At 31.2% G+C, this 24,533-nt stretch carries 24 protein-coding genes; 10 read left to right on the forward strand and 14 right to left on the reverse strand.

Translation table 11 applies throughout. The annotated features are described in order from the left end of the window. The first annotated feature begins 37 nt into the window (after positions 1 to 37). The 6 genes from ACFSSB_RS03865 (at position 38) to ACFSSB_RS03890 (ending at position 4,757) form a co-directional block, all read left to right on the forward strand. Positions 38 to 940 carry a DUF6268 family outer membrane beta-barrel protein gene (locus ACFSSB_RS03865; protein ID WP_379901158.1) on the forward strand — a complete coding sequence of 301 codons (903 nt, stop codon included), beginning with the start codon at positions 38 to 40 and terminating at the stop codon, positions 938 to 940. Positions 941 to 950: 10 nt separating this feature from the next. Beyond that, positions 951 to 1,955 carry a Kelch repeat-containing protein gene (locus ACFSSB_RS03870; protein ID WP_379901160.1) on the forward strand — a complete coding sequence of 335 codons (1,005 nt, stop codon included), beginning with the start codon at positions 951 to 953 and terminating at the stop codon, positions 1,953 to 1,955. Positions 1,956 to 2,054: 99 nt separating this feature from the next. Continuing rightward, the gene (locus ACFSSB_RS03875) at positions 2,055 to 2,405 is read left to right on the forward strand and encodes a DUF4907 domain-containing protein (protein WP_379901162.1); all 351 of its coding nucleotides are present in this window, start codon (positions 2,055 to 2,057) and stop codon (positions 2,403 to 2,405) included. Between the two features lie 24 nt (positions 2,406 to 2,429). Beyond that, on the forward strand, positions 2,430 to 3,479 hold the full coding sequence (locus ACFSSB_RS03880) for a sensor histidine kinase (RefSeq protein WP_379901164.1): 1,050 nt from the start codon (positions 2,430 to 2,432) through the stop codon (positions 3,477 to 3,479). Further along, a complete protein-coding gene (locus ACFSSB_RS03885) occupies positions 3,460 to 4,188 on the forward strand; it encodes a LytR/AlgR family response regulator transcription factor (RefSeq protein WP_379901166.1) in 729 nt (242 codons plus the stop codon). The genes ACFSSB_RS03880 and ACFSSB_RS03885 overlap by 20 nt, the downstream gene beginning before the upstream one ends. A 104-nt stretch (positions 4,189 to 4,292) precedes the next feature. Beyond that, positions 4,293 to 4,757, forward strand: coding sequence for a hypothetical protein (locus ACFSSB_RS03890; RefSeq protein WP_379901168.1), 465 nt, complete (start codon positions 4,293 to 4,295; stop codon positions 4,755 to 4,757). Positions 4,758 to 4,837: 80 nt separating this feature from the next. Here ACFSSB_RS03890 and ACFSSB_RS03895 read toward each other — a convergent pair whose 3' ends face one another. Then, a complete protein-coding gene (locus ACFSSB_RS03895) occupies positions 4,838 to 5,851 on the reverse strand; it encodes an LLM class flavin-dependent oxidoreductase (RefSeq protein WP_379901170.1) in 1,014 nt (337 codons plus the stop codon). 162 nt (positions 5,852 to 6,013) lie between these two features. On the opposite strand from ACFSSB_RS03895, the gene ACFSSB_RS03900 reads away from it, so the two are divergent. The 4 genes from ACFSSB_RS03900 to ACFSSB_RS03915 all read left to right on the forward strand — a co-directional run bounded on the left by ACFSSB_RS03900 (position 6,014) and on the right by ACFSSB_RS03915 (position 9,121). Continuing rightward, the gene (locus ACFSSB_RS03900) at positions 6,014 to 6,460 is read left to right on the forward strand and encodes a TlpA family protein disulfide reductase (RefSeq protein ID WP_379901172.1); all 447 of its coding nucleotides are present in this window, start codon (positions 6,014 to 6,016) and stop codon (positions 6,458 to 6,460) included. Between the two features lie 16 nt (positions 6,461 to 6,476). Further along, entirely contained in the window at positions 6,477 to 7,121 is a 645-nt protein-coding gene (locus ACFSSB_RS03905) for a thiamine phosphate synthase (RefSeq protein WP_379901174.1), read from the forward strand. A gap of 189 nt (positions 7,122 to 7,310) precedes the next feature. Then, a complete protein-coding gene (locus ACFSSB_RS03910) occupies positions 7,311 to 8,042 on the forward strand; it encodes a hypothetical protein (RefSeq protein WP_379901176.1) in 732 nt (243 codons plus the stop codon). A 176-nt stretch (positions 8,043 to 8,218) separates the two neighbouring features. Next, complete coding sequence (locus tag ACFSSB_RS03915; RefSeq protein WP_379901178.1) at positions 8,219 to 9,121, forward strand: EamA family transporter; 903 nt, start codon at positions 8,219 to 8,221, stop codon at positions 9,119 to 9,121. A gap of 72 nt (positions 9,122 to 9,193) precedes the next feature. Here ACFSSB_RS03915 and ACFSSB_RS03920 read toward each other — a convergent pair whose 3' ends face one another. The 13 genes from ACFSSB_RS03920 to ACFSSB_RS03980 all read right to left on the reverse strand — a co-directional run bounded on the left by ACFSSB_RS03920 (position 9,194) and on the right by ACFSSB_RS03980 (position 24,503). After that, complete coding sequence (locus ACFSSB_RS03920) at positions 9,194 to 9,787, reverse strand: DUF6515 family protein (RefSeq protein WP_379901180.1); 594 nt, start codon at positions 9,785 to 9,787, stop codon at positions 9,194 to 9,196. 232 nt (positions 9,788 to 10,019) lie between these two features. Further along, positions 10,020 to 10,319 (reverse strand): hypothetical protein, encoded by a 300-nt coding sequence (locus ACFSSB_RS03925; RefSeq protein WP_379901182.1) that lies wholly within the window; start codon positions 10,317 to 10,319, stop codon positions 10,020 to 10,022. A 124-nt stretch (positions 10,320 to 10,443) separates the two neighbouring features. Then, positions 10,444 to 11,172 (reverse strand): LytR/AlgR family response regulator transcription factor, encoded by a 729-nt coding sequence (locus ACFSSB_RS03930; RefSeq protein WP_379901184.1) that lies wholly within the window; start codon positions 11,170 to 11,172, stop codon positions 10,444 to 10,446. 48 nt (positions 11,173 to 11,220) lie between these two features. Beyond that, entirely contained in the window at positions 11,221 to 12,228 is a 1,008-nt protein-coding gene (locus tag ACFSSB_RS03935) for a hypothetical protein (RefSeq protein WP_379901186.1), read from the reverse strand. 13 nt (positions 12,229 to 12,241) lie between these two features. Then, on the reverse strand, positions 12,242 to 12,841 hold the full coding sequence (locus ACFSSB_RS03940; protein WP_379901188.1) for a YbhB/YbcL family Raf kinase inhibitor-like protein: 600 nt from the start codon (positions 12,839 to 12,841) through the stop codon (positions 12,242 to 12,244). Further along, positions 12,838 to 14,160: a YHYH protein gene (locus ACFSSB_RS03945; protein WP_379901190.1), complete on the reverse strand. Its 1,323-nt coding sequence runs from the start codon at positions 14,158 to 14,160 to the stop codon at positions 12,838 to 12,840. Before ACFSSB_RS03945 ends, ACFSSB_RS03940 begins: the two co-directional genes overlap by 4 nt. Before the next feature lie 30 nt (positions 14,161 to 14,190). Next, positions 14,191 to 15,228 carry a sensor histidine kinase gene (locus ACFSSB_RS03950; protein WP_379901192.1) on the reverse strand — a complete coding sequence of 346 codons (1,038 nt, stop codon included), beginning with the start codon at positions 15,226 to 15,228 and terminating at the stop codon, positions 14,191 to 14,193. A 15-nt stretch (positions 15,229 to 15,243) separates the two neighbouring features. Next, positions 15,244 to 15,642, reverse strand: coding sequence for a DoxX family protein (locus ACFSSB_RS03955; protein WP_379901194.1), 399 nt, complete (start codon positions 15,640 to 15,642; stop codon positions 15,244 to 15,246). Positions 15,643 to 16,371: 729 nt separating this feature from the next. Beyond that, positions 16,372 to 17,088, reverse strand: a complete 717-nt coding sequence (locus ACFSSB_RS03960) for a hypothetical protein (RefSeq protein ID WP_379901196.1) — start codon at positions 17,086 to 17,088, stop codon at positions 16,372 to 16,374. Positions 17,089 to 17,203: 115 nt separating this feature from the next. Next, complete coding sequence (locus ACFSSB_RS03965) at positions 17,204 to 18,616, reverse strand: efflux transporter outer membrane subunit (protein WP_379901198.1); 1,413 nt, start codon at positions 18,614 to 18,616, stop codon at positions 17,204 to 17,206. Between the two features lie 12 nt (positions 18,617 to 18,628). Continuing rightward, on the reverse strand, positions 18,629 to 21,775 hold the full coding sequence (locus ACFSSB_RS03970) for an efflux RND transporter permease subunit (protein WP_379901200.1): 3,147 nt from the start codon (positions 21,773 to 21,775) through the stop codon (positions 18,629 to 18,631). Positions 21,776 to 21,785: 10 nt separating this feature from the next. Further along, positions 21,786 to 22,958, reverse strand: coding sequence for an efflux RND transporter periplasmic adaptor subunit (locus ACFSSB_RS03975; RefSeq protein ID WP_379901202.1), 1,173 nt, complete (start codon positions 22,956 to 22,958; stop codon positions 21,786 to 21,788). An 87-nt stretch (positions 22,959 to 23,045) separates the two neighbouring features. Then, positions 23,046 to 24,503: an MATE family efflux transporter gene (locus ACFSSB_RS03980; protein WP_379901204.1), complete on the reverse strand. Its 1,458-nt coding sequence runs from the start codon at positions 24,501 to 24,503 to the stop codon at positions 23,046 to 23,048. Positions 24,504 to 24,533 lie beyond the last annotated feature (30 nt).

Consider the following 24,533-nt stretch of genomic DNA (forward strand, 5'->3'; position numbering starts at 1 on the left):
TAGTATGTTAGCATTCTATATTATAAATAATACCGTAATGCGTAAAAAGACACTTCTTTATTTCACCTTTAGTTTGGTTTCTATTCTCTCTTATGGGCAAGAAATTTTCACTACTACTAATGTAGAAGATTTGGTTGCTATAGAATATGAATATTTTCCAGATGCAAGTGGTTTTAAAATGAAGAATAAATCTATTGCTATAGATTTTACTTCCTTATTAAAGAAGCCCACTTTTGGTTTTGGACTTAATTATACTAATAATAGTATTGATTTTAAAGGTCCTGATTTACAATCTGCTTTTAGATCTTTTAGAGAGATTCATACCATACAAATGTATATGAATTACAATAAAGCTTTGGCAAACAATTGGAAAGTTAGCCTAGAAATAGCGCCTTACCTTTCTTCTACATTTAATAAAAAAGTAACTAGTGAAGATTTTTTACTTAGTTCTGCCGCTCATTTTATTAAAAACTGGCAAAAAGATGGTAAAGAATCGTACTTAAAAATAGGTGCTGGTTATGGCGCTTTATTTGGTGCTCCTAATTTTTATCCACTGGTTACCTACTCTAATCAGGTAAGCGAAAAATTTAGATACCAAATAGGTATTCCTGTTACAGGAGCTTATTACACTATAAATAAGCAATCAAGTATCGATTTTACAGCACAACCAGAATCTATATATGCAAATAATGCTGCTCCATTATTTTTAGAAGATACAACAGCAGTATATGATTCTAAGCTAGAATTTCAAGCCATAAAATTAGCATTAGGTTACCAACTTCGTTTTGATAAAAACTGGACAACCTCTTTTAATGTAGGTTATTTAACCAATAGTACGTTAACAATAAATAATAATAGTAATAATGAAATTTACAATTTTGATTCTTCGGAATCATTATCTGTAAGTGTAGGATTAAGTTTTAATATAAATAAAAAGTGAAATGAAAAAAATGATTAACAAAACAACCTTAAGATTTTTGTGTTTAAGTACCATATCTGTACTCTTTTTTAGTTGTGGTAACGACGATGATAGTGATGACAGCGTTGGTAACTGGGTAAAAAAATCAACATTTAATGAAGAAGCAAGAAGTAGTTCTACAGCCTTTACCTTAGGAAACCTTGGTTACATGGGAACTGGGTATGATGGTGATGATTATTACAACGATTTTTGGAGCTATAACATGGACACCAACTCTTGGCAACAATTAGCAGATTTACCAGGTATAGCTCGTAGTTCTGCAGTATCTTTTGTTATTAATAATGAAGGATATATAGGTACAGGATATAATGGAGATACTAGTCAAGAATTATCTGATTTCTATAAATATAACGAGGGAGCAAATACTTGGTCTCAAATTTCAGATTTTGCTGGTACTGCACGTTATGGAGCTGTTGGTTTTGGGTCTGATACTTATGGTTATGTAGGTACAGGTTATGATGGAAGTGATAAAAAAGACTTCTGGAGATATGATCCTGTAACAGATACTTGGGAAGAATCTATAGGATTTGGAGGAGATAAAAGAAAAGATGCTATTACCTTTACCATTAATAATGATGTGTATTTAGCAACAGGAATTAGTAATGGTGTGTATGAAGAAGATTTTTGGGTATTTAATTTAGATACTGAAGTGTGGACACAATTAGAAGATATTGATGAAGATGATGATGATAATTATTACTTATTTAGATCTAGTGCTGTAGCTTTTACTATTAATGGTAAAGGATATATTGCTTGTGGTGAATTTGGTTCTAGTATTAATACTGTTTATGAGTTTGATCCTTTAGATGAAGAATGGGAAGAAAAAACAGAATTTGAACTTTATGCAAGAAGAGATGCTATTGCCTTTGGTAATGGTGAGCGTGCTTTTGTAGCTTTAGGAAGAAATGGTACTTTATACCTTGATGACTGTATGGAGTTTTTCCCTAATGCAGAGCAAGATGATGATGACAATTAAAAAATTGGTTTAGTTTGATGTCGCGTAATGCGCTAATTAAGAGTCAGGGTATACTAGTAATCCTGTTATACTTCTGGCTCTTTTTTTAATTTAAATGTTATGAAAAATATATATAAATACATTGCTGTTTTTTCTGCAATATCCATTATTACTATACTATTTTTATATTTTCAATCGGTAAATAATGCTGTTGATAATGTAAAAGAAACAAATACAGCTTATAGTTTAAAGCTTATTGAAAAAGAAAATTCTTGGATTTATGAGGTATATAACCAAGAGCAATTATATATTCGTCAAGAATACATTCCTGCAGTAAAAGGAAAACAAGTATTTAAAACGAAAGAAGATGCAGAAAAGGTAGGACAAGTTGTAATTAACAAACTTTCTAATAAAACACTTCCTGTAATAACCGTTGCAGAATTGACAACCAATAACATTAGTTTTCAGTAAATTAATGTTTAAACGTATAAAAGCTTGAAAAGTAAAATAGCATATAAAGAAATTATTATACACACCTTGGTATGGGTTTGTCTTAGTATATTTCCATTACTTACTGCATACATAGATTTAGGAGAAATTCCTTCAGGAATGTATTTAAGGCAAGCTTTAAGACCTATTGTTTTTTATGTAAATTATTTAATATTTGTTCCTTATTTTTTACTTAAACGAAAGTTAGGTTTATACATCTTAGTTTCTATTCTATTTTTAGTGTTATATAATTATGTAACCGAAGAACTCCTCATTAATACTGCAGAGTTACAGTTTAGAAACATGAATAGACCTGAAAATATGCCAGGACGACCATTTCGTATTAGACATATTATTCCAGTAATGTTTTCTTTATCCCTATTTTTATTGGGAGGTATTTTTAGCTTGGTCGTTAATTTTTACAAAAGAGAACACCTTTCTAAAGAACTAGAAAACAAACAAAAAGATATAAAATTAAAGTTTTTAAGAAATCAATTAAACCCTCATTTTTTATTTAATTCTTTAAATAGTATTTACTCTTTAGTACGTAGCAAATCAGATGATGCTCCAGAAGCTGTAATTACTTTATCAGAATTAATGCGCTACATGTTATATGAAGTAGGAAATGAACAAGTGCTTTTAGAAAAGGAAATAAATTATATTCAAAATTATATTGCACTACAAAAGTTACGCTTTAAAAATACCGAAGCCGTAAAACTGAAACTAATAGGAGAAACAAAAAAATTAAAAATACACCCTTTACTATTAATATCCTTTATTGAAAATGCCTTTAAATATGGTACCGATTATAAAGGAAATACCAGAATTGATATTAAAATTGAAGTAAACAACGATAAATTAATTTTTAAAGTTGAAAATATTATAGGACTTCATAAAAGAGATGAAAAAAATTCTGGAGTAGGATTACAAAACATAAAGAACCAACTTAATTATCTCTATAAAGACAATCATGAACTAACTATAATGGAAGACAAAAGCCATTACAGAGTTCTTTTAACCTTAAACTTAAAGGAAGATGAAATGCATAATAATTGATGACGAACCTTTAGCTATTGATATTATAGAATCTTATTGCAAAGCCATTGGTGGCATAGAGTTGATTGCTACATTTACAAATGCTATTGAAGCTTTAGACTTTATTAATAACAATAGAATAGATTTGGTATTTTCTGATATTGAAATGCCTAATATTTCTGGTATTGAGCTTATAAAAGCCTTAGAGGTAAAAGTACCATACTTTATTTTTACTACTGCATATCCGCAATATGCCTTAGAAGGTTTTGATTTAAATGCTGCAGATTATTTAGTAAAACCTATTCCGTTTCCGCGTTTTATAAAAGCAGTGAATAGAGTTAAAGAAATGATTAAGCTTAACGAGACCAATACCTTTGTTAATTTTTCTTCTGCAGGAGGTGAAAGTACCACACAGGAAGATGATTTTATTTTTGTAAAATCTGAATATGAAAATTTAAAAATTGATATAAAGGAAATTATATATATACAAGGTTTAAAAGATTATTTAAAAATTCATTCTGAAAACTCTAAACCTATATTAACACTCATGAGTTTTAAAGAAATTCAGTCTAAACTACCTGAAAACACCTTTATTAGAGTACATCGATCTTATATTGTAAACGTTAATAAAATTACCTCTATACAAAAGAATAGAATCATTATTAAAGACGAAAGAATAGCAATAGGAGAAAGCTACAAACACCTAGTGTATAGCAGATTAAAAATATAGTTTATTATACTAATTAAACAACTTCTAGGTTAGCTAAACTATTTTTAATATATTATAGTTAGCAATAAAATCTACATTTTGTTTAATTGATACACTATATAATTATGAAAGCTAAACAATTTTTATATCGTTCTATTTTATTTTTAGGAGTATTCTTTTTTATAACATCATGTTCTTCAGATGATGACGATACTTCAAACACTACTACTCAAAATCAACTACAAAATAATGTACAATCTGGAACCTGGAGAATAACAAGTTTTATAGATTCAGGCACAGATGAAACCTACCATTTTACAGGTTATCAATTTACGTTTAATAGTTCTGGTGTTTTAACTGCTGATAACGGAAGCATTAGTTATGATGGTATTTGGAGTATTACTAATAGTAGCAGTAGTAGTAACAGCAACAGTGATTTAGATTTTAATATCTATTTTAATTTAACTAATGATTTTGAAGAATTGAATGATGATTGGGATATTCTCTCACAATCAACAACTAAAATAGAATTAATGGATGTTAGCGGAGGAAATGGAGGAACAGACTATTTAACTTTTCAGAAAAATTAAATTGGTATACAAAATATAATAGATTCACTAAAAGCATGTTTACAATACTTTTAGTTACTAAATCTACTTTAAAAATTTAATCATTGCACTTGATTAAGTTCAGCCATAATCTCTGCAAATAACTGATACGATTTTATTCTATCTTTTATATCATAAATATTAGTAACAGCAATAAGCTCATCTGCATTGGTTTCTTCTATAAATGTTTTCACCTGTTTTTTTACAGTGGCTTTGCTTCCTATAAAAGCATATTTTAGCATTTGATGTACTTGCGGATTTTGTATTACTTGTTTTAAATCTGCTGTCATTGCTGTTGGAGGTTGTACCTTATCACGTTTACCAGTAAATAACCCAATAATCATTCGTATTAAAGAAGTATATAAACGTTCTGCTTCTTCATCTGTATCTGCAATTATAATATTTACTCCTACCATTACATAGGGTTTTTGCAATACTTCAGAAGCTTGAAACTCTTTTCTATAAATTGCTAAAGCATTAAATAAATGCGTGGTAGCAAAATGACTAGCAAATGCATAAGGCAAGCCTTTTTTTGCTGCTAAATGAGCGCTATCTGTACTAGACCCTAAAATATAAAGAGGTACCTCTACTCCTTCTGCTACTGTAGCACGCACTTTTGCTGTTGTGTTTTCTGCAGCAAAATAGTTTTCTATTTTTTCTATTTCGTTAGGAAAAGAATGTGCTGCTTGCATAAAGTCACTACGTATGGCTTCTGCAGTTTCTCGGTCTGTTCCTGGCGCTCTTCCTAAACCTAAATCAATTCGGTTAGGATATAAAGAAGCCAAAGTACCAAACTGTTCTGCTATAATTAATGGCGAATGATTAGGTAGCATTACACCACCAGAACCTACACGAATACTTTGCGTACCTTGTGCTACGTAGCCAATTAAAACAGAGGTTGCACTACTCGCAATATTAGAAGAATTATGGTGTTCTGCTAACCAATAGCGTGTATAACCAAATGTTTCGGCTTGTTGTGCTAATTCAAGAACATTATTAAATGTTTGTTTTAGTGTATGTCCTGCAGAAACTAATGCAAGATCTAATATAGAATAGGTTACTTTTTTTGCTTTCATAAATCACAAGATATGTGTGCTATTGGTGAAGTTTTAATCCAATAATAAAAGCAAAGTTACATAACGTATTACATTTATGGAATAATAAACTTTTAAATAAACTGCGCATGGTATTAAATCCCTAAATTTGTACATACAAATAAAAACACGCCCAATAAATAGATGAATACTCTTGTGCAATCCATACCTGTTTTAGATTTAGATGGTCATGCTGTAGATTTAATGACGCGATATAAAAACAAGGTGCTATTGCTTTTAATTTATAATAACGACTGCTTAGGTTGTACAGGTAGAGCAATTCCGTTGGCTTATGAGTTTCAACAACAATATCCAAGTCTTCAGGTAGCTGGTATTCATTCCGATTTTGTACATAGAGAAGGCACAAAAGAAACTATAAAAGCTATTTTTACAAGTGGTGAAAATCCGTTTCCTATTTATATCGATAAACACCATAAAGTTTTTGATCAATTTCAAGCAGAAGGAACTCCACAATGGCTATTAATTTCTGAAAAAGGCGAGCTGTTTCGTTCTATTTTTGGTTCGCAAAAAAACGCACAAAATAGATTGTATTACGCTTTAGAAAGCCTTGTATCAAACACACCTAAGTAAAGATAAAACCAAAGCCATGATTATACCTAAATTACATTATATAGTACAAGGTAACACCACTAAAGAACTTTTAGAAAACATACAAAAGGCATGTACTTCTGGTATAGAATTGGTATTGTTACGTATGGAAAATACTTCAGAAAAAAAGGTGCTAAAAGTAGCTAAAGAAGCCATTAAAATCACATCGCATTACCAAACAAGATTAGTCATTGGTTCTTATTATAAAGTGGCTAAAGAGATAAAAGCAGATGGTGTATATTTAGAAAAAACAGACACCTCTCCTACTGTAGTTAGAAAAAATCTATACACTTGGCAAAGTATAGGTGCTGTAGCGCATACCTTAAGCGATTGCGAAAAACTATTAGACCAAGAGATTGACTACATTAGTTTAGGACCTTTTAAAAAAGAAACAACTGCCAATCATCTACCTACTGCATTAGGTGTAAGCGGTTACACTGCAATTACAGATGTATTAAAAACGCCAATTCCTATTCTTGGGTTTGGAGAAATAACCATAGAAGACGTTAGTTCTATTTTAAAAACAGGAGTTTCTGGTATTGCTGTTTCTAAGGCAATTACTCAAAATTTCAATAATATAAAAACTTTTAATCAATTGCTAAACGCTTCTGTTACACAAGAGCAAAGGCATACTTTTAAATAAGATTACCTCCTTTTTACTTGCTGCTTGTGCTTGTTATAGTTTGTTTTTTATGTAAAAGCGAATCTTCATTTTTTCTTGCGTAAGAACTAGATTTATTTTTTAAGGCATTAAACCTTTTTAGATTTTAAGGGTCTATATAGCATACTAAAATAGAAATAGACCATTCTAAAAAATTAATATTTACAACACATGAAACATTTAATAATTGCATTCTTAACCCTTTCTAGCTTTCATTTTTACGCTTCAAATAACAGAATTTTTGTTGCTGACACTACGCAAGTAACTAATGAAAGTGTTTTATATAAAGTTAGTCAAGATGACAACTATGTGTATGTAAACTTAAGTACTGTAGAAAAAAAGACTGCTATGTCCATACTTAAAAATGGGCTTACTATTTATTATGATATTAAGGGAAAGAAGAAAAAAGATGTTTATGTAAAGTATCCATATAGTAATGAACCAGGACAGTTTAGACAAGAAGGACAAAGAAATAGTGATATAACAACTATTGACTTTGAAAGTAAGATTGAAAAATTACCAGCAGAGGCAGAATATAATTCTTTTGATGACAAACAAACCTTTAATAAAGATTTAAATAGTTTAGATATTACTATTGAAAACAAGTATACAGCATCCAATGAAATCTTTGAATTTTCAATTAAAATTCCAAAATATAGAATAGCTTCTAAAGAAAACACTGATTTTTCTAAACTATCTATAGGTGTTGTTACCAATAAAAAGGAAGGGAATTTTAATAAATCAAGAAATGAAGGTCAAAGCCAAGGCATGCGAAGTGGTGGTGGTCGTGGTGGACGTCGAGGAGGCGGAAACAGAGGTGGCGGAATGGGTCGTCAAGGCGGACAAGATGCAGGTTCAAGAAGCGAGAATGCCACTATTGATTTTTGGTTTGATGCCAATTAAACACACTTAATAAAGGTTACATTATTTTAATGTTCCTTTTTTATATGCTTTTATAGCTAAATATCCTTGATATAAATTAATAGCGTTTTTTAAAATTAGAATACACCTAACAGTGTATTCTAATTTTTTATGCATAAATTCTAAATCCAAATGCCTTAAAAAACTATATTCGCGCCATGTGGATGTATTTAGGGCTTTTAGCCGCTTTATTTTTAGGATTACATAACTTATGTAAAAAACATGCCGTTCAAGGCAATTCGGTATTTCCTGTGCTTTTAGGTACGGTTTCTAGTGGATTTTTATTTGTAGCTACCTTTTATTTATTATCTGTTTTTTTTCCAGAATATGCTGTAGAAAACGGTTATGAGTTTCAAGAAATTTCTTGGCAAACACATGGTTTTATATTTATAAAATCGGTTATTATGGCTAGTTCATGGGTTTTAGCCTATCAAGCTTTAAAACACTTGCCAATAACTATTGTAACGCCAATACGTTCTGCTGGACCATTTTTTACGTTTATTGGTGCTATTATTATTTATAAAGAAAGTCCTAATTTGTACCAATGGATTGGTTTTTTCTTAATAATCTTTTCGGTACTACTCTACTCTAAAATTGGTAAAAAAGAAGGGATTAATTTTAAGAAAAATAAATGGATATTTGCTATTATAGGCGCTACTTTTTTAGGAGCTTCTAGTGGTTTGTATGATAAGTTTTTAATTCAGAATTTGGGCTTAAATCCGCAAACCTTACAGTTTTGGTTCTGTTTATACACCATACTATTATTGCTATTTATATTATCTATAACTTGGTTTCCTTTTGCCGAAAAACGTAAAGATTTCACCTTTAGATGGTCTATAATTGCTGTTGGTGTTTTGCTACAAGCTGCAGATTATTTTTACTTTAAAGCATTACAAGATCCAGACGCTTTAATCATGTTATTATCTGCTATTAAACGAAGTCAGATACTTATAGCTGTGGTAATTGGTGGTTTAGTATTTAAAGAGCAAAATAAGCGTAAAAAATTAATTCCGTTAGCAGGTATAATGCTTGGAGTCTTTTTAATTTTATATTCTAATTGATGTAATGTCGCTAAAATAAAAAAGAGGATAACTATACAATTACCCTCCTTTCCTGCTATTAATCAAACTAAATTAATCAAAATCTATAATACCTACTACTTCATATGCTCTAGTACCATCTACTTGTACTTTTTCATATAAAACATTAGCGTATTCATAATACGTTTGGTTGTCTATAGTTACTTTTTCGTAATCCTCAGGTAATTCATAAACAATAGTTCCTATTTCAGGATCTACTACTTCATATTCATTGTTTATTTGTGTATAAAATATACCGTCTACATTAAAATAAAAACCATTTCTATACGCTATTCGTTTGTAATGTGTAGGTAATACTTTTATTCTAAATCCAACCTTTGGTGCTATAACAATATAACGACCACTTGACTGTGTATAAAACTTATTATTAGCATAGTAATAGCTTTGTCCATTGTGCTTAATAACCGTTTTATTTGGTACGCTTCTTACAGAAACCACCTTTTTAGTAGGTTTTTTATAAGTAACTTTAGATTTAGGTATTCTATTATTTAATGTTGTTTTTTTTGTTGTTTTAGTTGTTACAACTGTTTTTGTTTTAGTATTACGTTTAGATTGCGCTGTAGCTGTTGTTGAAATAGCCACAATACATACCACTGGTAAAACGAATGTTTTTATAAATGCTTTCATAATTTTATAATTAAAAGGGTTCAACATTTCTCTTTCACAATTAAGACTCTGTTTAATTGTGATAGTTTAAAAGTAGAAGTATTAAATTTTAAAAAAAATAGAAATAGATATGTAAGGGAATTGTATCTACCAATTATGTAATTGTATAGATTAGTTTTTTTAATATTTAATTACAAAGCATAAAAAAAGCATACGTTTAAGGTATGCTTTTAAAAACTTAAGGTATACTATGTTATTTTAATAACCCTAATAAACCTGTTAATTCTGTTAAATTTAAGCTAGAATTGCTGTCTGTATCTAGTACATTAAAATTATCTGCAACAGAACCTATAGCTTCAGAAGAACTAATAGCTTCATCATTGTTGTTATCTAGTAAACTAAATAGTGTAGAAATTTGTTGCACTGTAGAGTTTGAACTTAAAGAACTTAATAATGTTGCTGCTTGAGATACTGATGAAGTGTTTACATTTTTTACACTATCACAACTAAATAAACCTATGGTAATTGCTATGGTAAGTACTACTTTTTTCATAATTTGTATTTGTTTTATTATAATTTTCGTACAAAAATAAGATTCCCTTTATTTATTAGATGCAGCAATATACTTATACTATAAATTTATCTATAAAAAGGTTATTTTTATAGACGAAATGATTTTAAAGCGAATTATTATTTATAAACTCTAAAAATTTTGGCTTGTATTGTTCTGAAACCGTTATGCGTTGCTCATTAATGATAATTTGACTACGCTCTATAACATCAATATTATGTAAGGAAACAATAAAAGATCGATGCACACGCATAAATTGTGTGTCTGGCAATTCTTCTTCTAAAGATTTTAAACTCATTAGTGTTAAAATAGGCTTTGGATTATCTTTTAGCCATATTTTAATATAGTCTTTAAGTCCTTCAAAATATAGAACATCTGCTAATTTAACACGTAATTGCTTGTATTCTGATTTTACAAAAAGGAATTCTTTTTCTTCCGAAAGAATACTTTTTCTTTTACCTCTTACTAGCTCAAACCAGGTATTTGCTTTATTAGCTGCAGCTAAAAACTCGGCATAATCAAAAGGCTTTAATAAATAATCTATGGCTTCTACTTTAAACCCTTCTAAAGCATAATGATCAAAAGCTGTTGTAAAAATAACACGTGTTTCTTTAGGTAACATTTTAGAAAATTCAATACCAGTTAAATCTGGCATTTGTATATCTAGAAAAAGTAAATCAACCGGTTGATCTTTTATAAACTCCATCGCTTCAATAGCACTACTACACTTCTTTTTTAAAGATAAAAAAGGAGTTTTTTCTACATAGCTTTCTACTAAATTAAGTGCCATAGGTTCATCATCAACAATAACACATGATATTTTTAAGTTACTCATAAGTTAAATTTATATATTAAAACAGGGTAGCTTTAAAACGATTAAAATTTAGTTTACCGTATATCTTACCAAAACTTCATTATCTAAAATAACATTGGTAGACCATATAAATTTTGCATCGGCTTTGCTGTTATCAAAGATATCTATAAAATTGGTATATGCAGGTTTATTATCTACACCAATAGTTTTATTTGTGTACTCGGTTGCGCTAGGCCATTGAGTATCATTAAATTCTGCAGATTGCCAGTTTAAAGGTGTTTTCCAATGTAAAGCGTAGTACGCTGTACCATCGTTAGAATCTTCGGTACTGCAAGAGGTACTTAATCTTAAAGTTCCTTCTTCTGTAGCACAAGATAAGTCTCTTAAAGGTGCTGTATAAAAGGTTTGCGCTTTCCATTCGGAGTTTGTTGTAGCAATTATTTCTCCTTCAGTATCTTTAAAAACAGCGACCATACCTCCATCTCCAGGATGAAATGCTTGTCCTCTATTCGCTTCAGAACCTAAACCACTATTTTCTTCCCAATCCACTAATTTCATAGCTATAGTAAAAGGTTTTTGAACTTTAAAGCGAACAATATTAGAATTGAATTGCGTAAAAGGCACATTGTCTTTTCCTACAGGAATGCCGTTGATGTACATTTCAAAATAATTATCTGCAAATATAAAGGCTGTAATAAGTTCACCATCTGCATCTACTTCTACAATATCACTTCCATCTAAAGCTGCTAAAGCTTCATCTGCAGAGGTATATTCTATTTTGGTACAAGGGTTAAATAAATCGGATGCCATCGGAAAACGATCATCCGTAAAATTAACTTCTGCAGGAACAGTCCATGTGCTACCATCTGTAGATGTTGAAGTTCCTATAGGTGCTTTTCTACCTCTATCGCAGTCATAAATATTTTGCGTTAAGACCGTTGCAGGTCCTTGAGATACAGAAGCTGTACCTTTATATGTTTTTGTTTTTTCAGGTGTCGTTTTTTTAGCGTTTTTACAAGTTAATAGTGTAAAACAAGAAAAAATAACGAGGAGTGTGCTAGGCTTTATTTGTATCATTTTTTTCTTTTTTTTAATTGGTATCTACAAAGGTTAATGTGGTTCTATCAACAATTTTTACAGTATTTAAGGCATTCATAAACACATTATAATCTACGTCTAAACTGTTTTCTTTAGGTAATGAGGCTGGTGTTTCTGCCAAAGCATAAAGTGCTATAGTGTATTCGTGTTTTCCTTTTCCACGAGAACAAGGTGATGTATAAGATATTGCTGTACCATCTTTATTTGCTCCCATAAACCAATTGCCTTGAGAAGCCATATTATATGGTATTTCTGTTACTTCAGGATCAATATTCCATAATAACAAGTAGGAATTTATCTCACTCTTATCTTCCTTTTTAGGATAATGGTACATGACAATCGCTAAAGATTTCGTGCCATTAGGTACATTTTCCCAAGACAGTGGTATGGAATTTTCCACGTCCTTGATCTTTTCTTCACATTTATACGCTTCTAATAATACTCCATTTTCTACAGCAACACTTGTGAGTTTAAAATCTGGATGAATGGTTTTAAAATCATCATGATTTACTGTTGTAAGCACAGTATTCTTGTTTTTACAAGCTATAAAAGAAAGAAAAAGGATAAATACTAAAATTTTTGCTTGTTTCATTTTTCTTTTGCTTTATAGGTTTCAACGGTTGCTGTACCATCCGGATTTATAAATTGATAAGTGTAATTTCCTGTACTATCCCAACTGTAATTAATGACATATTCTTTCCCTTCTAAGCGATAGGTTAATTGATAGGCATTTTCTCCCAAAGATTTAAAATCGATAATTTCAGCACCACGTAAGGGTCTTAGTGCAGGTCTTAATTCTTGTGTTCTTGGTTGTGGATACACTTGATTTTCTGGCGCTTTAGTTTTCGGGTCTAACTGTACTTCACCTCTCATACCTGCAATAAAATAAGGATATTCTTTAATGGTGTGGTATTGGTAAGATCCATCAGGGTTTGTTTTTCCTAAGTATTCATCTAAGGACTCTGTTGTTTCTCCATATACCGGAAAACCATCTACAGCATAAGCCACAGGATTTCCTTGACCCACTTGATCTTGTAAATGTAATGGAGGTAAATGGTAATGATAATCATCTGCACGTCCACAATGTCCTCCCCAATCATCTAATTCACCAATAGCATTTGCATCTTCTCCTCTATTATTTAAAGGATTAAAAATAGGAATTCCGTTTACTGCTACAGCAATGGCACCTTTTAGCAAATTGGTTTTTGTAGACAAGGGTTCTTCTGCCATTTTTGGATGTATAGGAATAGCCCAACTATTAGGGCCTGTATAATTTTGATGAATAGGAACTTGCTGTTGCCAATTGCTTATACCAACCATCATATCATGATTTGGTAAACCATTAGAGGATATGTACAAATAAGTACTGTCTGCATGTGTAGTAACACCTTCAAATTTTTCAAAAAAGCTTTGCATTACAGAAACCGCATGCGAAGGGACTTGAAGCGTACTTGTTGTAGTATTGTTAGTATTTTTACAAGATACAATTGCAATAATAGTTACACCTAAAATACCGTAAGTGAAGTGCATGGCTTTTTTCTGTTTTATTAATTTATAAACAGAAAAGCCTAAAAGAAAGAGCCCTAAAACAAGTAACCACCAACTAGAATTAAATACTTTTTGAGATTCTGAAGCTGTGTGATGATTATTTAAAGCCTGAATAGATACACTTTTAGCTTTAATATAGTTTTGATCTGCTACTGTAAAGTCCGAAATTTTATAAACCTGAACAGCATGATGCGCATCCAGTAAATAAACGTCATCATGCTGCAATTTGATAAAATTAGCATTTACTATTTCATGATTCGTTGCTAATTCCCATTGTTTTAAAGGTGTACCATGTCCGCCTTCATGCGCAAACAGAGGAATACTTAGGAGTACAAAACAAATAGTTAAAAGTGAGTTTTTCATTTGTTTTATTTTAATGATTATATGATCGGTTTAGTTGGTTTCTATTTCTAAAGTCACTAAAAAACGATCATTTTTTAAGATTGTTTTAAAATTGAATTTGTTAGGGTATAATAATTCTAAACGTTTTTCAAGGTTTTGAAGTCCAATACCAGAACCACTTTTATCGTCTGTTTTCTTCGGAAAATTATTGTTTTCTATTGAAAATAAAACCGTGTTATTAGCATAGGTCATTTGTATATTAATCTCGCTTGTTTTAGAAGCTGATACACCATGTTTAAAAGCATTTTCTATCAGCGATATAAATAGTAAAGGTGCTATTTTTACTCCTGTTTCTTTTTCAGGAAAACTGTACGTTACCACTGTTTTGTCTGATACACGAAGCTTCATCAGTTCAATGTAGCGCTTCATAAAATCGATTTCTTTTGATAAAAGAATGGTTTCTACATTGGTTTCATATAACATATAACGCATTAACTTACTTAAACTATGTATAGACGTTTTTGCCTGATCTGGAGAAAGATCTACCATAGCATAGATATTATTTAAAGAATTAAAAAAGAAATGCGGTTGCAGTTGATAGTGTAAATGCTGTAATTCGAATTGTAATTTGATGTTTGCAGCTTCTTTACGTTCAGCTTCTGTTTTTACCCAACGTTGTGTTGTTTTTAAAGCAATTGAAAATAGTAAAGGTGCCAAATATGATAATACTTGTATGTAGATAGCCATTTTAAATGGAGGCTCTGTTCTACCTGTATTTTCAAGACGTTTTATAGCGATTTCTTTGAAAAAATTATCTTCTATATATTCTTTTAGAAATAAGAAAAAGGTAATCATTACTGCATTAATGATAATAAATTGCAGCATTTTTTTAGGAAACAAAAACCGATCTATTAGTACAAAATAATTAAAGTAGAAGATTACAGCCGAAAAGATTAAAGGTACCCAAAAGTGCGCTTTAATTCTGCTCATTTCTTGATCTTGGCCATAAGACAGCAAGTAAGGCAAGCAAAATAGCGTTAGCCATACTAGTAGATGTAAAAGGATTGTTATTTTTTTGTTGCTATACATTCTATTTCATTTTAATTAATCCCAAATATTGGATTTAGATACTGCGTACTTACCAGCTCCTGTAAAAAACAAAGCTATAGAACCTAGTGTATACAATAAAATTAATTCTATTTTAAGTGCTCCTTTATCTGTAATGACAAAGATATCATTAGCATGTGCAAGAAAAATGATAAAAAGCATTCCTAAGAAAAAAGCTAAAGATGCTAATCTTGTTCTATAACCTATAATCATTAAAATTGGAGCAATTATTTCGGTTATATACACACCATAAGCCATAAATTCTGGTAAGCTATTTTTAGATAACATGCGCATTATACCATCAAGATGTCCTAATTTAGCAACTCCATGAAACAGCATTAAACCTGCAATAGCAATTCGTATTAATAATAAACCTATATCTACTTGTTTTTTCATTGTATTGGTTTTAGGGTTTTAGTTTTATTTCAAAGATAAATTTAATTAGGCTCTATTTTTAGCAGAATAGATGGTTTAGACGATTTACTATATAAAAAGGATAATTTTATCGATAGAATTAAACAAAAAATTACCATAAACTTAATCAAGGCTTAGTTTATTTACTAGCTTTTCCAACTATAAATACCATTATTACCTACTTTATTAGTAACTCCTTTAGCATATAGCATCCCTTTTATAGAATTGACTATAGGTGTTTTGTTTTTATAAACAAGTATTCAAAATTTGCATCAATTGAGGCTTTTAACTTAATGAATGTTTTAGTCATTGGTAGTTCTTTTGCCCAAAAATGGGATCTTGTAGGCTTACAAGCTACATATATTGGTTTTTTATTTTTATTATTTTATTTCACAGAAGAAAAAGCGGTTAAAACACTCTAAATATTATAAAGAAATCCTTTGTTTATTCTATTAAAAACAGATTCTACTGTAGCCTAATTACTAGATTGATGTTCAAAATCAAAGAAGTATGATTCAATATCTATTTTATCCCTATAAAACACATCAATATGTTCAATTTAAAAGACAATCATACAAGAAAAAAAAGGAAGTAATTATAACTTACTTCCTTTAAATTGTTAACTTTTTTATTGGGGTTTAGGGTCCTAATTAAACCATTTGATACTGTCAATTTATCTATATAAAATAATTGATAGTATTTAATTCTAAATTATAGTTTTATAAAAGTATCAGATGCTATTTCTCCTTTAACTATTACATTAGTTGGGTTACCTCTTTTATCCCCACTTCTATTAAATGACAGTAAAACATTACCTACTTTTTGATAATTATCCCATGCCCTTGTAAATCGAGGTTCCTCATCTTTATAATTTCCAAAGAAAGCCCACTGTTTTACCAGATGATCTTTTTGATCAATATAAATGTGATATTTATTATTTGGAGTTACACCTACATTTTTAAATGTCATTTCTAACACATCTGCTAAATTTCCGTTTGGAAGTAATTCTGTTTGTAAATACTTTATTTGGACACCATCATCTTTTAATTTCCAAGGCATAATCAACCAATACGAATCATTAATCCACCATTTCTTACCCTTTTCAAGCAACTTATTGAGTTCTTCTGAATCTGTAACTAATGTACCATCTTGTGAAGCTTTTCCTTTTCCTGAATTAATATTAACTATAAGAGTCAATTTTTCATCAGGATTTTCAATTCTAACATCTCCAGTCCATTTATTCCAATAAAGTGTCCTTTTACCAAAATTCCATTGTATAAAATGGGTATTATTCCAATTATCAATGCCACCCATGGCTTCGAAAGATTGTTGTATTAACTGATCAACGTTATTTTTGTTATCTTTTTGAGCCTGAATTGTTATTGTTCCAAAAAGAATAACAAGAACAGTAATTTTAAATTGTTTCATGATTATTATTTAAATGATTTAATTAAAGTTAATATCTGTAGAAAAAACATACTAAAAGGTTTTCTATATACATACTGAAATTTTATAGATTAGACTTTATACATGCTAATACACATTATTTTAACCAACCTCCTCCAAGAGCTCGGTACAATTCTATGATAGCTTGCAACTCGTCTTTTTTATCTTCTACACTATCTAATTGTGCCGATAATAAACTGTTTTTTGTAGTTAATACATCAGTATAATTGGTGCTAGATGAATATTCTAGTAAAGCTTCCGTAAATTCTACAGATTTTTCAAGAGCAGCTATTTGATGTGCTCTCGACGCTTGTTTTTCCTTAGTCTTGTTGTACGAATACAGGGCATTAGAAATTTCAGAACCTGCATTTAACCAGGCTGCCTTATAATCATAAAAGGACTGTTGTTGAACCGATTTATTTATTTTTAGTGTTGCCTTGTTTGCTCCGTTCGCAAAAATTGGCTGTGTTAAACCATCTATTAAATTATAGAAAATAGAATTATCGAAAAAATCGGATAAATTTAATGAGGACAAACCGCCACTTGCTGAAATGGTCAAGGATGGATAAAAATTTGTTTTTGCTACATTTACATTTTCAAATGCACTTCTAAAAGCCATTTCTGCTTCTTGGATATCTGGTCTGTTTCTTAACAAGGAAGATGGTATTCCTATTTTTAAATCGGCGTATGCCTCCTGTTCTTTTAAAGATGTTCTTTCTATAGTGCCAGGTAGTCTGCCCAACAAAATCGCCAAAGCATTTTCTTGTTCTAAAATGGATATTTCTATATCTGGTATAGAAGTTTCTATTTCATACCTACTGGCTTCACTTTGTACCACTGCGGCACCATCAACCACAGCAGATTCTTTTAAATATTTCATGGTTTCTTGGTCACCAATTCTATTTTCTAAAGTTTTTTTAGTGATTTCTAATTGCTCATCTAGAGTCAGCAGATTATAATATGCAGTAGCAATATCTGAAATCAACTGTGTTTGTATGGCTTTAGTGGCAGCTTCGGTCTTTAAAAAAGAAGCCAGAACCGAACGTTTATTACTACGTAGCTTTCCCCAAACATCTAACTCCCAACTACTACTTAATTGCCCTATATAAGATGTGGTGTTTAAATTAATTCCTGTTACACCTCCTAAATTTAATGCGGACTCTGATGTTTTAGATCGTGTTACACTCGCACTTCCATTTAAACTAGGTAAAACCGCTAATTTTGCTTCGACCAAACTAGCTTTAGCCTGATTTATATTTTCTATAGCAACTTTTAAATCCAAGTTATTTTGCAAGCCTTCTTCTATTAAATTTTGCAAAATACTATCGGAAATAATTTCTTTCCAAGGCATTGTAGCCATTGATATTGTATCTTTAACCAATGTATCTCTGTAGTGTTCTGCAAATTCATTATCTGGTGTAGTATATTTTTTATTCATAACACCGCAAGAATTCAACATCAAAATAAATACAGAAATTGGAATGATATATTTTATAGTCTTAAATTTCATAACTATTATAATTTATACGTTTAATTTTTCATCTTCATCTCCCCAATCGTGATCTCTATTTCCAACTACTTTTTCTTGTAGACTTTGGAAAATCACAAATAAAACAGGAATTAATAAAACACCTAATAAGGTTCCTATAAGCATACCTCCAATTGCCCCTGTACCAATAGTTCGGTTACCTACAGCACCAGCACCTGTAGCAATTATTAAAGGAAATAATCCAAAAATAAATGAAAATGAGGTCATTAAAATTGGTCGGAATCTAGCCGTGGCTCCATCTATAGCCGATTGAAGAATTGTTTCTCCTTCTCGTCTTCTTTGCAAAGCAAACTCTACTATTAAGATACCATTTTTAGCCAGTAACCCAATGAGCATCACTAATGTGATCTGAATATAAATGTTGTTACTAATCCCCATTAAATTTGCAAAAATTAAAACTCCAGACAGACCTGCTGGCACAGACAGTAACACACAAACAGGAAGTATAAAGCTCTCATACTGTGCACTTAAAAAGAAGTAAACAAATACAAAACACAAGATGAATATGAATAAGGTTTGGCTACCTGCGGAAATCTCTTCTCTGGTGATACCTGAATATTCATAACCATAACCGGTGGGTAAGGTTTGTGCAGCTACTTCTTCAATAGCGCTAATGGCATCACCCGAACTATACCCATCATTTGGCGCCCCACTTATTTTTGCCGCTTTAAATAGATTAAAACGGGTTAAACTTTGCGGTCCATAAACCCTTTCTAGACTGATAAATTCGGTAATAGGTGCCATAACACCGTTCTCTTTTTTCACTTTAATAGCATTTAAGCTTTCAAGATTGGCTCTAAAGTTTGGCTCTCCCTGATAAATAACTCGGAATTGCTTTCCAAATTTATTGAAGTTTGAAGCATACACCCCGCTTAAATAACCTTGCATCACACCTAAAACACCTTCTACATCTAAACCAGCAAGCTTTGTTTTAGCAACATCTACTACCACTTCATATTGCGGAAAAGTAGGGTCGAATGTTGTGCTGGCATACTGTATTTCTGGTCTTTTACTTAATGCTTCAATAAAATCTTGACTCACATCATAAAGTGCATCTACTGTGCCACCACTTTGATCTTGTAATTGCACCTCAAAACCGTTGCTTAAACCAAATCCGGTTATAGTTGGTGGGGCAAAAAATATCATTCGAGCATCTTTTATACCTGCTGTTCTTGCGAATAACTGACCGATGATATCCTGTACAGATTGTCCCTCTCCCGTACGTTCGGCCCAAGGTTTTAATTTTAAAATAAACATACCATAGTTAGATCCAGAACCGCTGATAAAGCCACGACCAGTAGATCTTAAGAACGACTGTACTTCAGGAATATCTTCAATGATTTTCTGTAATTCATCCAACACTTCGTCTGTTCTTTCCATGGATGATGCTGCGGGTAAACTGATATCGGCAAAAACGGAACCTTGATCTTCATCAGGTACGAAGCCTGTTGGTGTAGTATTCATAAGGTAAACAAACACACCAATAAAAACAACGATAATTCCAAAAGCTAATGCCTTTTTATGAGTAAAGAATGTGACTACTTTTTTATATTTATTGGTGGTTTTCTCAAATCCTACATTAAACGCTATATAAAAACGTTGCACATAACTTTTTGATTTATGCTCCTCGTGTGGTTTTAATAGTAACGCACATAAAGCAGGACTCAAGGTCAACGCGTTAACGGCAGACAAAATAATGGCAATAGTAAGTGTTATACCAAACTGTTGATAGAACACCCCAGAAGAACCACTAATAAATGTTACCGGAACAAATACAGCTGCCATTACCAAGGTAATAGAAATAATGGCTCCTGAAATTTCACTCATAGCATCTATACTCGCTTTTCGGGCAGATTTATACCCTGAGTCTAATTTTGAATGAACGGCTTCTACTACAACTATAGCATCATCTACCACAATACCAATAGCGAGCATTAAAGCAAATAAGGTTAATAGGTTTATGGTAAATCCAAATAAACTTAAGAAAAAGAAAGTTCCTACAATAGCCACAGGTACTGATATCGCAGGAATTAAAGTAGAACGCAAATCTTGTAAAAAGATAAAAACAACAATAAAAACCAGTATGAAAGCCTCTATTAAGGTACTAATTACCTTATCAATAGATGCATCTAAATAGTCATTAGCATTAACCATTTCTGTATACTTAACACCTTCAGGAAAGTTTTTGGAAGCTTCTTGTAATATTTCAATCGATTGTGCTACAACATCTTGCGCATTAGATCCTGCAGATTGTGCAATGGCAACACCAATACCTGGATTACCATTTATAAATGTATCTGTACTGTATGATTGTGATCCTAATTCAACTCTAGCCACATCTTTTAAGCGTAAAATACGTCCATCATCCGTAGTCTTGATAATAATTTCTTCAAAATCTGTAGCATTTTGTAATTTACCTTTGTACTTTAAAGTGTATTGATACGCTTGATTTCCTTGCAAACCTAATTCACCAGGTGCAGCTTCAAGGTTTTGATCATTAAGTGCTGCGGTAATATCGGATGGAATTAAACCGTAGTTTGCCATAATGTTGGCCTTTAGCCAAATACGCATACTGTAATCTTTAGCACCAAATGCTGAAGCACTACCAACACCATCGACTCTTTTTAATACTGGTACGAGATTGATTTCGGCATAATTCTGGATAAATTCTTCATCATAATTTTCACTTTCACTGTACAGCCCAAAAATAAGTACATTACTACTTTGCTGTTTTTTTGTAGTGACACCAGATTGTGTTACCTCTGAAGGTAATAAATTTGTAGCGGTAGAGACACTATTTTGAACATTTACTGCTGCGATATCAGGATCAGTGCCTAGTTCAAAATATACCGTTATACTTGCTGAACCACTAGTTGCAGTAGAGGTCATATAGGTCATACCTTCTACACCATTAATGGCTTCTTCTAAAGGAACTATTACACTATTCAAAACAGCTTCTGCATTGGCACCATCGTAAGAGGCAGAGACTTGTACTGTTGGTGGTGCAATATCAGGATATTGAGATACTGGTAATGTGGTTATTCCGATAACTCCTAAAATCAAAATGATAATAGAAATTACCGCTGAAAGCACCGGTCGTTTTATAAATTTATTAAACATAATTTCTATTTTATTGGTTAGTAGATGTTACTTTTTCGGTGATTTGCTGTAAAGCTTTTATATCACTGTCTTTTACTTGAACTGGTTTTATTTCTTTACCACTAGTTAAGCCTGAAATACCTTCAAGAACTACTTGGTCACCATCTTTAAGTCCGTCTGTAACAATATAGGCTTGTCCAGAATTTGTTGCGGTTACCGTAATTTTTTTAGATTGAACTTGAGACTGGTCGTTAACCAAATACACATAAACACCACCTTGAATTTCGAAAGTAGCGGATTGTGGAATTAAATATGCACCTTCAATAGTTCTTGGAAGTTGTATGGTGGCACTATTACCTGTTCTCAATAAATTATCTGGATTATCAAAAATAGCACGGACATTAAACGAACCGGTTTCTTCGTCTACTTGACCACTAACAGTTTGAATTTTTCCTTTTTGGTCAAAAGCCGTATAATCAGGAAGCAAAAGAGAAACTTCATCTAAACTCTTTAGCAAGCCAACCTTTGCAAATTCTAAATACGTTTTTTCGTTAATTGAGAAATAGGCATATACTTGTTTAATATTAGAAACTGTAGTTAAAGGCTCGGTAATATTACTATTAACCAAACTTCCTAGTTTATAAGGTAACGAACCAATATAGCCCGAAACTGGTGCTGTAATTTTAGTATAATTAAAGCTGGTTTGTGCATTAGAATAATTGGCTTGTGCTTGTTCTAAAGCTGCTTCCGCTGCTGTAAGTGAGTTTTCAGCAGAGGTCAACTCAAACTTGCTGATAATTTCTCTGTTTACTAAAGGTTTTGCTTTTTCAACATCCACTTGAGCAGAACTAACATTCGCTTTTGCACTGCTAACAGCCGCTTTAGTACTTAAAAGGTCTTGTTGGTATTCAGGGGCATTTAATGAAAAAAGCAGCTGCCCCTTCTGTACATATTCTCCTTCATCTACATGCACCTTTTCTATAAACCCTTCCACTCTTGGATAAATTTCAATGTTTTCGGTACCTTCAATGGTTACTGGAAATTCTCTATAAAGTTCTATATCTTTTTTTGCTATGGTTAACACTTTATAGTCTTCTACACCTTTACCAAATTCTGGCTTCTTTTGGTTATTACACGATGTGAATAAAATTACCATGAACAATAAATAGTAATAGTTCTGTATATTGATTTTTTGATATTTCATTTTCTTTGTTTTTTTAATTGGAATTGTAAAAATCTCTTATATTTAGTATTCAAAATCAATTGACGAATTCGAATAACACTTCTAATTTTAGGTTGAATTTATTGATAGGCTTTTTTTAATTTGTGTTTGTGCGTTTACTGTATATTTTTTTACTAAGAGTAGTGATACAATAGCAGCAATACTATCACTAATAGGAAAAGCTATCCAAATACCTGTTAAACCATAATTATAATTTAGTAAATACGCTATCGGAATAAATAATATAATGGGGCGCAATAGTGCTAAAAAGACTGCTGTTTTATTCTTTTGAATCGCCTGAAAATATCTAGTTATTATAATTTGAACAGCATAAAATGGAATTGAAATAGCAAATATTTGTAAAGCATTTTTTGTAATAGCAAATACATTTTGGTTTCCATTACTTTCTATAAAAACACTTGTAATTTGCGTTGGAAAAAACTCTAAAATAAAAAAACCAAAAACGGTTACAATACTTACTATTTTTACGGCAAGTTCTAATGTTTTACGTGATCTATCAAAACGGTTTGCACCATAATTAAAACTTATAATAGGCTGCATTGCGTCACCAGTACCTAAAGCAATCATCATAAAAAAAACGTTTACGCCAAATAGTATTCCCATAGCCGCAACACCATCAGTTCCTCCAGAATTTAATAATAAACTATTTGCAAACACATTCTGAAAACTAATAGCTATATCCATTAAAAACGGTGCTAACCCTACAAGCAATACAGGAAAAATAATTGATTTTTGTAGTCTTATTTGCTTCCATTTCAATTTCACTAAACTTTTTCCACTTGCATAATATCTAATTAAAAGTATCGCATTTGTAGCCTGAGCAATTATGGTGGCTAATGCAGCACCACGTATACCTAAATTAAATATTTTCATAAAAACATAATCTAAGCATAAGTTTATTACACAAGAAAGCACTAGAAGTTTTGCAGGAAATGTTGGGTTTCCTTCGGCTCTACATGTAAATTCTAAAGCCAGAAAAAAACTAAGTGGAAATCCTAAAATTATAACCAATAAATACTCTGCTGATAAATTTAATAAGGTACCACTTGCTCCAAATAACTCCAATAAGGGCTTGTAATAAATAAGACCAAGTCCTGTAAAAAGTAACATGACTAAGAATATACATGCAATAACATTTCCTAAAATAGTACTTGCTTTCTCTGGTTGAGATTCTCCTAAGTATTTGGCAATTAAAATCCCAGAACCACTACCAAATAACAATATTAATCCAAACTGAAAGAGTGTAACAGGAAATACCATTGTTACTGCAGATAAGCCTTCTACACCAACATACTGTCCTACAAAAATACGATCCACAAAATTGTAAAGTGCATTAATTAACATCCCTAAAACCGCAGGACCAACAAAGGCAAAAAGTAGTTTAGGTATGGAGTCGTTTATCAAGGAATATTTTTCCTCAGTAACCACACTTTTTTCAGAAACTTCATTTTTCTTAGGCTTTAAGAATAGAATTGTATTTTTAAATATGTGTATTAAATTACTCATTCACTGTATTATAACTGTTTACAATGCAAA

The organism is Lacinutrix gracilariae (assembly GCF_042684485.1).
GTDB classification, from domain to species: domain Bacteria; phylum Bacteroidota; class Bacteroidia; order Flavobacteriales; family Flavobacteriaceae; genus Oceanihabitans; species Oceanihabitans gracilariae.